Genomic DNA, 13,277 nt, shown 5'->3' with positions numbered 1-13,277 from the left:
AGTCAAAAAATGCGTCACTGATCATTCACAAGAGTCCTAATCAAATGCTGGCCGGTGTTGTGGTCATGGGCCCGATAGGGCGCGGTGAGGCTTTAGACCGTCTTCAGGTGAATAACGCCCTGCGTGGCTCAAAAGTGATTCGTGGCATCCAGTCAGATGTTGTGGATGAAATCATCAGCTCAGATCTGATGGAGCGCCTGCGCAATACGGAAGACGTGTACTGTGCGGTTATTGCGTATGGCCGCCCAGTTAAGCACGGTACAGATGGCTGGATCGAGCCGTTGACTGAAGACTTTTCCGATCGTCGATTTGAGCTTTCCGAGTCTCTATCCGAGTCACTGGAAGCTGTGGATTTTCGTGAGATGGGGGACTTTCCATTCATCGAAGCAGGACAGCCGCTGCTGCGACTGCACCCTGAAACCCCGGGTGAAGCTGGACAGACCGTTGCGGGTGACCGGGTCAAGCCGATGCCAGGCAAGCCTTACAAGATTAAAGCCCACTCGAGCGTGATTGAAGATGCCGGTAACCCAGGCTTATGGCTGGCTGCGATCAGTGGGCTGCCGGTATTGCCGCCAACCGGTGTTAGGGTTGAGCCGATCCTTAAACTCAAGGAGGTAAACATCAAAACTGGGCATATCCGTTTTGATGGCAGTCTTCTGGTTACCGGTGATGTTCAGCCGGGCATGAAGATCATGGTGTCCGGTGATGTAAAAATAGGCGGACTTGTGGATCAGGCTGTCATTCAGGCCGGTGGACATATTGAGATTTACGGTGGTGTCATTGGCAAGGTGACAGCTAAGGATGCCAGTGAACGTAGCCATGTACACGCCAAGGGTGATATTCGGGTTAAATATGCTCACGAAGCAGCGATAAAAGCCGGTGGAAACATCACGATTGGCAGCAGCGTCCATCATTCAGATTTGGAAGCCGGTGATCGTATCAGTGTGCAGGGCAAGGGGTTGGTTAGCGGCGGCATGCTGAAGGCGGTAAACGGAATTGAGATTAAGACAGCGGGAGCCCCGACTTACCACCCAACGGTTCTGGATGTGGGGTGCACCAAGCACTGGCAGGCAAAGGAGGCTGAGTTGATGAAGGGTATGGAGCAGCTTGATCAGCAGCATTATCGGCTGATCGAATTAGGCAGAGCCATTAAGCGCGGGGGTGGCCTGGATGCCATGAAGCAAAAGAAAGTCTTACTTCTTGAAAAGAGGAAGGTCATACAAGAGCAACGTGATCGCTTAGGCATGCTGCATGCGCGCCTTATGGCAAAGATTGAACGGCTAAGGCGAACCCGAATCACAGTGAATGGATTGATTCATCCAGGTGTTGAATTGCGGATTGCCGGTATAGCCAAAACCATGAAAGAGGAAAGCAGAGGACAATCTATTTGGCTGCTTGATGAAGAGCGTACAACGGTTGTTCGTCTTTAACTATATTAACATTGTCTAACATTCATTTGCTGGCAATCTTTGCAATCACATCGGGCTTTCTGGTTGTTACTATCAAAATCTCAATAGTTTGCAACCTTTCTCCGGAGTCCATCAAATGCCATTATTTAAAGCCAGGGCGCTGACCCAAGCCTTGGAAGCTGCCCAGGGTGAATTGGCAGAAGCCCATCACCTGATTGATGCCATACGCAGTCACAATGCGGTGATCGAATTCAGACCCGATGGCACCGTTATCACGGCCAACGGTCTTTTTCTGGATGCGATGGGATACACCCTTGAGCAGATCAAGGGTCAGCATCATCGCATGTTCTGCACCAAGGAATACCAGCAGTCTAGCGCCTACTCATCCTTCTGGCGCAAATTGTCTTCCGGTGATTCACACAGCGGTCAGTTTGAGCGGATCAATGCGCGCGGGGAAAGCATCTGGATTGAAACCACCTATTTTCCGGTTCGCAATACCGCTGGCACGGTCACCCGTGTTGTAAAGCAAACCAACCTGCTGGCACTGAATGCTGCCATTGAGGCTGCCAGGGCTGGTGATCAGGGGCGTGGCTTTGCAGTGGTGGCAGATGAAGTGCGCCAGCTTGCCGGTCGCACCTCAAGCTCCACTTCTGAAATTGCTGATGTAGTTGCCCGTAATCGCCAGATGCTTGATGAAGTCACCAAAACCATTGAGACCGCCCGCTTCACCTCGGATGATGGTCGCATGAAGATTGAACAGGTCTCGCGCATCATGGATGAAATTCAGCGGGGCGCAGAAAACGTCTCCCAGACCGCCTCGTCACTGCTTGGCAGTTAATCGCAGTCCTGATGCTCCTGCGCAAGAGTCGTCCGAAAAGCAAGCTATGCCAGTCTGGCGACTGGCCAAGGACTTCTCGCGCAATTCAGGTGAATCTCATTGAATTAAGCAAGTTTTCAGCTTATGGCTAGAGTTCAAAAGCGCGACATTGAATACTTGCCACTTACACTGCGGGCATCAGTCAGAGGCTGAGCAACAAACAGGAGAGTCTTGAATGCAACCTTATTTACTTGGGTACAACCCACATGAAGATCCCTATGCAACCTGGAAGAATCAGCCTGAACCCTCTGAAATGAAAAAGGAGATTGATCGTTTGCGTGGTGTTCAGCCTTGGGGTCCTATCAGCCATGTTTATCCATTGCTGCGTGGCGCCTGGTATCTTGGCGCAACCCTCGATCGGGGCATACTGATGAACCGTGAGGCTGCCAACGAATTGCTCTCTGAAGAGGCGCGCCGCCTTGGGGTTTCGCAGCCTGACGGGCATCTTGCATACCCAGCCAGTAAAGGCATGGATATCGCTCTTTTCGATAGTCAGGCTCTGCGAAAAAAATGGTACGAAGTAAATGGGCTCAAAGGTGAGACTGCAGATATGGAAGATCTGCGCCTTGAGCGCAGTGTCAATTTAAACTGGCCTATTTATTTTGAGCCATGCGACAGCTTGCGTTATTTTGCACCCACCCACGGCCTCACACCGAATCCTCGGTTCGCTGCGCAGAAGGCGCGACTTGAAAGAGCGGATCAGCTTCGCGCTATCGGGCATCAGGATGTCGTGGAGATCATGTATGGTCATCAGGATTTAATGCTCAATGAAGAGTATCAAAAAGAAAAAATGATTATTCTTGAAAGCTTTGATGGTCGGATGTACGCATTGCCGGAGCGGGACTATCGGCCTGACGAGGGTTACCAGCTGATCACTGATTACCCGAACCTGATACCTGTGAACAAATTGGATCAATATGACCCTATTGAGCGTTCGCACCATTGGGCGCTATCCGCACTGACCGGTATTCTGGGTGATCTTTCCGGATCTCAAAAGAATCAGGAAAAACATTCTCAGCTTCACTACACCAGTGATCAGCTGTACGAGCAGTTTTATCAGTTTGGCATGAATACGGGGTTTAAAACTCACTGCCGTGCAAATCAGCGACTGGCAGAAGAGGGGATGGAGCCCGACATGCCAGAGATACCTGATACCGATCTTCGCAGTGCGGCAACCGTGGTTGAAATGACTGAAACGGTGCGCTCCATTATGAATTTTATGCTAGAGCTCGCCAAAGGTCGCGGATTGATCACGGCAGAGTCAGCGGCAATGGCGGTTCATGGCTTTATTGCCGGTATTATGACGACACCCTACCCTGGTCATCACAATCTTTTGGCCGCTGGCAAGCAGGAGCTTGAGCGCCAGCAGGCGGAACTAGAGCAACTGATTAACCAGCATCAACAGGCCGAACCATCAGAAGACGGTCTGACCGATACGAAAACCGCTCAATCCAATTCAAATGGACAGCCAGCCCTCTGAGAGGGTGGCATAAGACCTAGTCAGAAGCCATATACAAAGCACCTTCGGGTGCTTTTTTTGCTCATTAGGCATCGATGGGCAAAAAGGCTTGCGCGGAACCATTAAAAAAATATAGGATAACCCATACACATGAACAAAGCCGCCTTGCGCGGCTTGTTTGCTAACTAAAATCAACTGCTGCCCTTTTGGGTGGTCGCAGAAAAGAAAAGGAAAACCCGATGAGCGTTGATGAACGCAGCCTTGAGCGCACTGAAGAACTGGCAGCCCAGCTGATAGAGCACGGCATCCGGAATTGCCAGGACAAGGCTTTAGGTCACGAACTCCCGCCTGTTGGTCAGTGTCACGCAGGCTGTGGCGCCCGACTAACCCTGCCCGGTCAAAAGTTCTGTGATGATGAATGCGCAGAAGACTGGAATGATGCAATGAAAGCGGCACAACGAAAAACGGGTATTTATCGCCCCCACAGCCTGATCATGCATTAATCCCTTTTTTATGAAGCTCAGCACTTACGAACTGAATCAACTGCAATCGCGCCCTGAAACCACGGTGCAGCGACTCAACCGATTGCGCAGCGCCAGTAATGGCCGCCTGGCTTACTCCACGCTGTATTCCCGCTTATACCGCAACCCAGAAGCCACAGATGAGTTCTTGCTGCGCCCCGTTGAGCCTAAGTCACGACCACCAGAAAAACCTTACGATCGCGCAAAAAGGCTGTCAGCTTGCTGCAACCTGCCAATTGAGACCTTGCGATCCCGCATTCGCAGAAATCCGGATGCATCTGACGATGAGTTGATGGTGCCTTTGATGCCGCGCACGGAAGCGACTCGCATGGCTGCTGAGCGAAGTGCCTTTGTGCGCCGTAATGAGGAAGGTCGCATCTGCTGTGCCTGAACAGATTAATCAACCAGACCGACAAGGAAACCCGATGGATAATAATTTACAAACGGCCGCGCCAGCTTATGGCGCAAGCTCCATACAGGTGCTCGAAGGCCTTGAGCCTGTGCGCAAGCGCCCTGGGATGTACATAGGTGGCACCGATCAAAAGGCCTTTCATCACTGCCTCTGGGAGATCGTGGATAATTCCACAGATGAGGCCATGAATGGCTTTTGTCAGAATATCACCATCACACTGCACAATGATGGCTCAGCCTCTGTGCAGGATGATGGCCGAGGCATTCCGGTCGATATACATCCCGGCAAAGGCATATCAGCGGCAACCGTTGTGTTCACAACGCTGCATGGCGGCGGCAAGTTTGACAATGATTCCTACAAGTCATCAGGCGGCCTGCATGGCGTGGGTGCCTCGGTCACAAACGCCTTATCAAGCCGCCTGGAGCTCACCATTGAGCGTGATGGTGGCAAGTTCAGCCAGGTCTTCACCAATGGCGGCGAGCCCCAGGCACCCGTTGAGCGCATTGGTGATTCAGACAAAACAGGTACCACTGTGCGCTTCTGGCTGGATTTACAGTATTTTGAGCCAGAGGTTCAGGGCTACTTCCGCGAAGCGGTTCTGGATCGCATTCAGACGGAAGCCTACCTAACACCTGGACTGACCATGACGCTGATTGATGAGCGTCATTTGGACGGTGATATTGATGGGCAGGTTTTTGAGCGCACCTTCCGTTACGAGCAGTTTTCGGAAATGCTCGACATGCTCGGTGCCAATAGTGGCGAGCCTCAGTGCCAGGCTATCAGTGCACATAGCGTTGAAGAAATCCCCGGCGAAGGCTGGGTGGATGTGACTGCTGCATTGCGCTGGCACAACCGTGCTGGCCGTATTGCTGGGTATGCCAATAAAATCCCTTCAGAAGGTCAGCATGTGACCGGCCTGACAACGGCTGTGACCCGCTTTTTGAATCGATACACTGAAGAAAACAACCTGTTTGACAAGAAAAACCAGCGTTTTACCAATGAAGACGTTTTAAGCACTTTGGTGGCTGCGGTCTCAGTCAAGGTGCCTGAGCCGAAGTTCGCCGGTCAAACCAAAGACAAGCTGACCAACCAGGGTGTTCAGGGGGTAGTGAGCCGCGCCATCAGTGATCAGCTGGCGGTGTATTTTGAAGAAAACCCCTCTGAAGCCAAATCCGTCATCAAGGATATCAAGCTATCCATGAAAGCGCGTGAGGCGGGTGAAAAAGCTCGCGCCAGCGTTGTGGATCGCAAGTCTGTGATCACCAGTACAGCCCTGCCTGGCAAGCTGGCTGACTGTCAGGAAAAAGACCCGACTCTGTGTGAGTTGTTTGTTGTAGAAGGTGATTCCGCAGGCGGTTCGGCAAAGCAAGGGCGTGATCGGAAGATCCAGGCCATCCTGCCATTGAAAGGGAAGATCCTGAATACCTATCGCGTGGATATGGGTCGAATCCTCTCATCTGAAGAAGTGAAAAACATCATTCAGGTGCTAGGCATTGGACACAAGACCAACCTGAATATGGAAAAACTGCGTTACCACAAAATCATTTCGTTGGCCGATGCTGACGTGGATGGTGCGCACATTTCCACCCTGTTTCTGACTTTCTGTCATGTGTATTACCCGGAACTGATCGAGGGTGGTCATGTGTATGTGGCACTGCCGCCCCTGTATCGCGCCAGCCTCAAAGGCAAGGAATCGGTTTACCTGAAGGATGATGCTGCGCTGCAAGCATTCTTGAGTGGTCAGGAGCGCCCTGAACGCTGGCAGGTGCAACGATTCAAGGGTCTAGGTGAAATGAACCCAGAGCAGCTTTGGGAAGCAGCCATGAACCCAGAAACGCGCCGCCTTGCACAGGTCACATATTCCGAAGGTGGTCGTGAGGCTGATGATGCAGTTTTTGAGATGCTGATGGGCAAGGAAGTACCGCCGCGCCGTGAATTCATTGAAACCAATGCTGGTTACGCCAGCATCGATATTTGAACAGGAATTTTTTATGACCGAAGAACAGCAAGTCAACAACCAGCCAGATGATCAGCAGCCAGAAGTACAAGGCGCATCCAATGGTGTTATCGCGGTTGCGATCACGGATGAAATGAAGCGCAGCTATCTGGACTATGCCATGAGCGTTATTGTGGATCGCGCTCTTCCTGATGCTCGCGACGGCTTAAAGCCGGTGCATCGCCGCGTTTTGTATGCCATGCATAATCTTGGCATTGGCCCACAGTCCGCCTATAAAAAATCGGCTCGCATTGTGGGTGAGGTGATCGGTAAGTATCACCCTCACGGTGATACCGCTGCTTACGAAACAGCAGTGCGCATGGCACAGCCCTGGAGCCTGCTGCATCCACTGGTGGATGGTCAGGGTAATTTTGGCTCCATTGATGGCGATAGCCCCGCCGCCATGCGTTACACCGAAATGCGGATGACGCGCATCGGTTACCAGATGTTTAATGACATTGAAAAGCAGACCGTCAATTTTATTGACAACTATGATGGCACAGAAAAAGAACCTGAAGTGCTGCCATTGGCTTTCCCTAATTTATGGGTGAATGGTGTAGAAGGTATTGCCGTAGGTATGGCCACACAGGTACTCCCCCATAACCTGACTGAAACCGGAGCCGCTTTTAAGCTTTGGGCTGAAGACCCGGATGTAAGCTGGGATGCCTTAATGGAGGTTATGCCGGCACCTGATTTTCCGACCGGTGGCCTGGTGCATGGTCTAGACGGGTATCGTGCAGCACTGGAAACAGGGCGCGGACGCGTATTGGTGCGTTCACGCTACCATGTGGAAGACCGGCGCGGTGGCCTGCAGCAGATTGTAGTGACGGAAATTCCTTATCAGGTCAACAAGTCCGTCCTGGTTGAAAAGATTGCTGAGCTGGTCAAGGAAAAGCAGATTGAAGGGATTTCAGATCTGCGGGATGAATCCAACAAGGAAGGTATGCGTATCGTGATTGAGATCAAGCGCGATACGGACCCAGAAGTGCTGTTTATGCAGCTGTTGAAAGTGACGGATCTGGAGAAGTCGTTCAACTACAACACCCGGGCGCTGGTTCGTAACAGTGAGGGACAGCCCATTCCCATGGCGCTATCCCTCAAGCAGGTTTTTTCGCAGTTTTATGACCACCGGATCGAAGTCATTCAGCGCCGCACGGCTTACGACCTGGAAAAAACACAGGAGCGCCTGCACCTGCTGGCCGGTTACCTGAAGGCGCTCAGTCGTCTGGATGAAACCCTGCAAACGATCCGGGCGGCCAGCGATACACCTGAAGCCATGCTGGCGCTGATGACGCTGCTGGATATTGATGACATTCAATCCAAAGCCATTCTGGATTTGAAGCTGCAGCGTCTGACGGGTATGCAGATTCAGGATATTCACCAGGAAAACAGCGAGCTTGAATCACGAGCGCAGGGTTACCGCGAAATTCTGGCCTCGCCAGAGCGCCAGAAAGAGATTCTGATTAATGATCTGGATAAAGCAGTGACAGCCTTCGGACAGTCACGCATGTCTGAGGTTGCGCATGGACTGTCCAGCATCACCCGTGAAGATCTGATCGCTGTTGAGGATGTTGTTATTCTGGCGACAGAAAAAGGGTATGTCAGCCGTTTGCCAGCAACAGTATTGCGACGCCAGAACCGTGGTACCCGTGGGCGCAATCTGATGAATGTAGGTGAGGATGACACAGTCAGCTTGATCCATTACGGATCTACGCATGATTACCTGATACTGGTGACCGACCAGGGTCAGGTGCACGGATTGAAGGCGTATCAAGTGCCGGAGAGCAAGCCGGGCAATAAGGGTCGGCATTACCGCAATGTATTTGAGGGTATTGCCGAAAATGCCCAGGTGATCACCATGCTGTCCACGGCAAACCTTGAGGATGAAGATGCCAGTTTGGTGATGCTGACCCAGCGTGGTCAGATCAAACGCACCAAATTGAACGCTTATCGTAATGCTGTTCGTGCCAATGGCATTATCGGCATCTCACTGGCAGACGATGATCGCGTGATTGCAGCTCGAATCAGTCGCAATGATGCTGACCAGGTATTGATGATCAGTGATCAAGCCAAGGCCTGCCGGTTTGATCTGGCGCAGGTTCGTGCCATTGGTCGGAATTCACAGGGTGTAACCGGTATGCGCTTGAACGGGGATGCCAAGCTACTTGCCGCATTTGTCATACCGACTGATGAGATTGATCAGACCGACCTGGTGTGCGTCTCAGAAGAAGGGGTCGGGAAACGCACCTCAGTCACCGAGGTTGCCCTGAAGAATCGAGCCATCCAAGGGGTCGCCTGCTTTAAGTCCAACGCTCGCTCTGGTGGGCTGGCAGCAGCAGCGCTACTGACCCAAGAACAGGATTTGTTGCTATTCAATGAGCAGGGCGGGGCTAATCGAGTATCGGGCAAGGATATTACTGAGGCCGGACGCGCAACAGCAGGCTCTTACCTGATGCGTAATGGCCGGGTATTGAGTGTGCTGGCAGTGCCAGCGCTTCTGGATGAGCCTGAAGCTGATATGCAGAATGGTGAAGACGAAACGCAACCGGCCAGCTTGGCGCACGATCCAGAAGCATAACAACACTGAGTGGATCAGCCCTGCGGCCTTAAAGCTGTGGGACTGATGAAGGAGAATGCATGGAACTCTTTTGGGTGGGTATGCTTTGGTATTTTGGCCTGATTAAGCTCGTCAGCATAGTGCTTTTGTGGCACGGTGTTTTGGATTATCGCTGGGAGCGCCATGTTAAAGCCTGGGAGGCACAGCGCCTTTCTAGTGTCGGAGATTTAACAGGATGAGCCACTTAATCCCCGAATCCTTTCTGGATGAATTAAAATCCAGAGTGGATTTGGCTGACATTATTCAGAGTCACGGTGTTTCACTCAAAAAAGTGGGACGCAATCTGGCTGGCTTATGCCCCTTTCATAGTGAGAAGTCGCCTTCATTCAGCGTCAACAATGAAAAGCAGTTCTACTACTGCTTTGGCTGCGGCGCCAGCGGCCATGCAATCTCATTCGTTTCTGAATATACCGGCATTCCTTTTCGTGACGCAGTAAAACATCTGGCCGGACAGGTCGGTATGACCGTGCCGGAGCCTGAGCGTAGTGATGCACAAAGTGCAGCCCGTGATGCTGCCAGGGAATATCAGAAAAAACTTGAGATCCTGATGGAGACTGCCGCACAGTGGTTTCAAGATCAGCTGCAGATGCCAGAGGCGGCTTTTGTACGGGAGTACGTCAGTCAAGTTCGCAAACTAAGCAATGAAGCTCAAGCTCAGTATGGTGTGGGATATGCCCCTGATGGCTGGGATCACCTGAAACTATACCTTCAAAAACAGGGTTTTTCTGAAAAAATGATGCTGGATTCCGGCATCATTACCGAGCAGGAAGGGCGGGGTCATACTTATGACCGATTCCGCAATCGGATCATGTTCCCGATCCGCAACATACGAGGCAAGGTAATTGCCTTTGGCGGTCGTGTGCTTGACGACTCCAAGCCCAAATACCTGAATTCACCGGAAACCAAGCTGTACAACAAAAGCGCCGAGGTGTATGGGCTTTTAGAGGCGCGTCGTAACACCCGAAATCTTTCAAGGGTGTTGGTGACAGAGGGCTATATGGATGTTGCGGCTCTTGCAAATGCAGGAATTACCTATGCCGTGGCTTCGCTGGGTACAGCCATCACTAAGCAGCAGGTGGATCGAATGCTGCATACCTCAAGCCAGGTGGTGTTTTGCTTTGATGGGGATGTTGCAGGTCAAAATGCTGCGTTAAAAGCGCTACAGATTATCGCCTCCCGGATGATTGATGGCCGGGACTTCCGATTTATGTTCATGCCTGATGGGCAAGACCCTGACAACCTGGTGCAGCGCATTGGAGCTGAAGCTTTCGAGCGCCTGATTGATCAGTCGCTGCCAGCTGTAGATTTTATCCAGAAAATCAGTCAAAACGGGCTGGATTTGAAGCGTGATGGTGATCAGGTGGCTTATGCAGGACGTGTGTCGGAGTGGATTCAAAAGCTACCTCAAGGGCTGCATAAGGCTAAACTGCTACAGGCCACCTGTCATGCGACAGGGCTTGAAGCAGAGAAGGTGATTTCTGCAGGAATAAAGGCGGATAAGCCTGCGCAGTCAACGGTGCTTCCTCAGGTGGATCGGTCATTCCAGGATACAGGTCTCAAACACCTTGAGAAGAATCTATGTATTCTTTTTGGTCTTCTGTGGCGTAATCCGTCCTCAGTTAATCTTGAACAGATACGCGATCTTGAAAAGTCGTTTAACAGGGTTTTGGATGATGCGAAGAGTCGACAGCCTGCAGTTGCGCGACTGTATCCGCTGGCACAGGATGTTGCTGCGGTCAGTCAAAGCATCCTGAATTTACTGCAGCCAGGAACGAACCCTGCTCACTTGAGCCAAGGTGTGCTGCATGCTTACTGGCATGACACGCCTGTGCTTGAACTTGCTCAAGAGCGCTTGCGTCTGGCTGAGGAAGGGTTGGTGGTATGGCCGGAGAATCCAGCAAAAGCAGCAGAAATGCTCGATAGTGCTATTCAGTGGTTTACAGTCAAAGCCAGCCGTATTCAGCAGCAGGCAGAGGCATCTCAGCCAGCGTCAGATCTTACAGCTCGATTTGCGGCACTCAAGCGAATGAAGCTGAGTGGTGTAGCCTGAGAGAAAAAACCCCGCTGAAGCGGGGAAGTTGCAGCTTTGGGTAGAGGCATGCATCAGAGCATGGCAAAAAATGCAGTGTAGAAAATAACGATCCGGAAGATGTTGGTATGCACCCACCATAGGGCGGCAACTGCGGCTTGGATTGGATTCATGGCTCACCTCGTTTTTGGTTGCTGTTTACTGCTTGATGTTTATAGGTTATCCTAAAACGCAGATAGCTGCAACCCGGCCGGCAAAGCGAGAAAAAGCTAATGGACAATGAACGAAAACGTGTCGAATACCTACTGCAGCGCCATGCGACAAGAATGATGAACACCTTGGCACTGGACTTGAAATCGCTCAGATTACTGAAAGGGTACAAAACACCCGAAGACCTTGAAAATACACTTGATCTTAAGCCTGGCTCTATTGGGGCAGCAGAGCGTGGAGATATGACAGCACTGACACTGTGTGACATGATCAAGCTCTCGGTTGTCCTGGAAAAAATCGTAGAAGTAGAGACCCTGCTGACCTCTAGTGATTACTTTGAGCAGTATGAACGAGAGCAAATTTTAAAAAAACGAGGTGAGCTTTGAAAAAAATCGATGCCCACATCACGCTTTCAAACGGGGAGTTTCTTTTGTGTGGACAGATTGTTGTCCATGATTCTGATCCGCAGGGTAGGCTGAGCAGTCAGTTCAGATATGATGAAGGTTATTTGCGCCATCCAAAAGCATTCGCAATTGATCCGATTCATTTGCCGCTAAATGAATCAACCTTTAAAAGCAGCGATCCCTACAGCGGCCTTCACGGTGTTTTTTCAGATGCGCTACCAGACGCCTGGGGGCGCAGGGTTATGTCCAAAAATCCTGCAATCCTTGAATTTCGTAGAAGTTTCGGCCTTCCTCTCAGGATGCGTGATCCTGATATGTTGGAATGGGTTGGAAGAGGAGGGCTAGGTTCACTATGTTTTTCTGCAAGCGGTGAAAACATAAGAACCCAGACCCACCCATTATGGGCTGACCTACCGAGATTGCTGGTTGCCGCCTCAATTGTTGAAAGCGAACAAATGGACAATTTGGATGAAGTGACGGCTAGCTTCTGGGATGCCGGCAGTCCTTCGGGGGGCGCCAGACCCAAGGTATTGATGCCTGACATGCTTGTAAAATTTCCCAGTAAAAATGATACCTGGCCGGTTCTGCTAATGGAGCATGTGGTTATGTTGCTTTCGGAAAGAGCCGGGCTTGATACAGCAAAAACACACTTTCTGACAAGCAGTCCTGGACAGGATATTTTGGCCGTTGAGCGATTTGATCAATCTTGCAGTCCGGGTGGGCGGTACCATTTATTGAGTGCTGAAACGCTGCTTGGGGTGCAAAGCTTCAACCATCTGACCTCTTATCGTGATTTGGCTACAATCATTAAAGACATCTGTGTTGATCCAGAGAAAGACCTACAAAAACTATATCGGCAGATGGTCTGCAACATTGTTTTTGGCAATACAGATGATCATTTAAAAAACTTTGCCTTTATGTATGATGGCACTGGCTACACTTTAACACCAGCGTATGACATTGTTCCGTATTTTGGCGCTGAGCATGCTTTGCGCTTTGATCTTGATGCAGCGCCACCTGGCAGGGAGACTTTAATCAAAATAGGAGAGAGTTTTGAAATTGAAAGAAATGCCTGCAAGTGCATAATCAGCACCGTGATTGAGTCGGCGGGCTATGCCAAAGAGGTTCTTGATACTTTTGAGATTGAGGATCGACAAAAGGGTCGGTTTGTACAATTATTCGAGCGGCGTTCATCCGAACTTAAGCCAGACGTGTTTGGTGTTCAGATCAACCTGGAAAATTAATAGAAATCTCCTGAATGCCTGGTGCTGGTGACTGCTCCCCGCCCTAGCGCTAAAGCGCCACGGGCGAGGCTTCCAACTTCTCAGGCAGCAACTGGTGCG

At 51.0% G+C, this 13,277-nt stretch carries 11 protein-coding genes; all 11 read left to right on the top strand.

Annotated features, from left to right (window positions below; translation table 11 throughout):
* The coding region (locus IBX50_RS11645; protein ID WP_292256039.1) for a DUF342 domain-containing protein at positions 1-1,430 on the top strand (1,430 nt) is incomplete at its 5' end.
* Between the two features lie 115 nt (positions 1,431-1,545).
* Complete coding sequence (locus IBX50_RS11640; RefSeq protein ID WP_292256037.1) at positions 1,546-2,247, top strand: PAS domain-containing methyl-accepting chemotaxis protein; 702 nt, start codon at positions 1,546-1,548, stop codon at positions 2,245-2,247.
* A 214-nt stretch (positions 2,248-2,461) separates the two neighbouring features.
* On the top strand, positions 2,462-3,766 hold the full coding sequence (locus tag IBX50_RS11635; protein ID WP_292256035.1) for a hypothetical protein: 1,305 nt from the start codon (positions 2,462-2,464) through the stop codon (positions 3,764-3,766).
* 218 nt (positions 3,767-3,984) lie between these two features.
* Positions 3,985-4,248: a hypothetical protein gene (locus IBX50_RS11630; RefSeq protein ID WP_292256033.1), complete on the top strand. Its 264-nt coding sequence runs from the start codon at positions 3,985-3,987 to the stop codon at positions 4,246-4,248.
* A 10-nt stretch (positions 4,249-4,258) separates the two neighbouring features.
* Positions 4,259-4,657 carry a hypothetical protein gene (locus IBX50_RS11625; protein WP_292256032.1) on the top strand — a complete coding sequence of 133 codons (399 nt, stop codon included), beginning with the start codon at positions 4,259-4,261 and terminating at the stop codon, positions 4,655-4,657.
* Positions 4,658-4,691: 34 nt separating this feature from the next.
* Positions 4,692-6,656: a DNA gyrase subunit B gene (locus IBX50_RS11620; RefSeq protein WP_292256031.1), complete on the top strand. Its 1,965-nt coding sequence runs from the start codon at positions 4,692-4,694 to the stop codon at positions 6,654-6,656.
* A gap of 13 nt (positions 6,657-6,669) precedes the next feature.
* On the top strand, positions 6,670-9,252 hold the full coding sequence (gene gyrA, locus IBX50_RS11615) for a DNA gyrase subunit A (protein WP_292256029.1): 2,583 nt from the start codon (positions 6,670-6,672) through the stop codon (positions 9,250-9,252).
* 59 nt (positions 9,253-9,311) lie between these two features.
* Positions 9,312-9,470, top strand: a complete 159-nt coding sequence (locus tag IBX50_RS11610; RefSeq protein ID WP_292256028.1) for a hypothetical protein — start codon at positions 9,312-9,314, stop codon at positions 9,468-9,470.
* Positions 9,467-11,341: a DNA primase gene (dnaG, locus tag IBX50_RS11605; RefSeq protein ID WP_292256027.1), complete on the top strand. Its 1,875-nt coding sequence runs from the start codon at positions 9,467-9,469 to the stop codon at positions 11,339-11,341. The genes IBX50_RS11610 and dnaG overlap by 4 nt, the downstream gene beginning before the upstream one ends.
* Before the next feature lie 251 nt (positions 11,342-11,592).
* On the top strand, positions 11,593-11,916 hold the full coding sequence (locus IBX50_RS11600) for a hypothetical protein (RefSeq protein WP_292256025.1): 324 nt from the start codon (positions 11,593-11,595) through the stop codon (positions 11,914-11,916).
* A complete protein-coding gene (locus IBX50_RS11595; RefSeq protein ID WP_292256023.1) occupies positions 11,913-13,178 on the top strand; it encodes a type II toxin-antitoxin system HipA family toxin in 1,266 nt (421 codons plus the stop codon). The genes IBX50_RS11600 and IBX50_RS11595 overlap by 4 nt, the downstream gene beginning before the upstream one ends.
* Positions 13,179-13,277 lie beyond the last annotated feature (99 nt).

It is taken from the genome of Marinospirillum sp., assembly GCF_014859565.1.
Note: the sequence above shows the minus strand (reverse complement) of the source record. Positions and strands in the feature narration are given on the sequence as shown.

Bases quoted from the DNA above. Each gene is read 5' to 3' on its own strand.
- IBX50_RS11640 (WP_292256037.1), top strand. From the start codon at position 1,546: ATGCCATTATTTAAAGCCAGGGCGCTGACCCAAGCCTTGGAAGCTGCC.
- IBX50_RS11635 (WP_292256035.1), top strand. From the start codon at position 2,462: ATGCAACCTTATTTACTTGGGTACAACCCACATGAAGATCCCTATGCA.
- IBX50_RS11630 (WP_292256033.1), top strand. From the start codon at position 3,985: ATGAGCGTTGATGAACGCAGCCTTGAGCGCACTGAAGAACTGGCAGCC.
- IBX50_RS11625 (WP_292256032.1), top strand. From the start codon at position 4,259: ATGAAGCTCAGCACTTACGAACTGAATCAACTGCAATCGCGCCCTGAA.
- IBX50_RS11620 (WP_292256031.1), top strand. From the start codon at position 4,692: ATGGATAATAATTTACAAACGGCCGCGCCAGCTTATGGCGCAAGCTCC.
- gyrA (WP_292256029.1), top strand. From the start codon at position 6,670: ATGACCGAAGAACAGCAAGTCAACAACCAGCCAGATGATCAGCAGCCA.
- IBX50_RS11610 (WP_292256028.1), top strand. From the start codon at position 9,312: ATGGAACTCTTTTGGGTGGGTATGCTTTGGTATTTTGGCCTGATTAAG.
- dnaG (WP_292256027.1), top strand. From the start codon at position 9,467: ATGAGCCACTTAATCCCCGAATCCTTTCTGGATGAATTAAAATCCAGA.
- IBX50_RS11600 (WP_292256025.1), top strand. From the start codon at position 11,593: ATGGACAATGAACGAAAACGTGTCGAATACCTACTGCAGCGCCATGCG.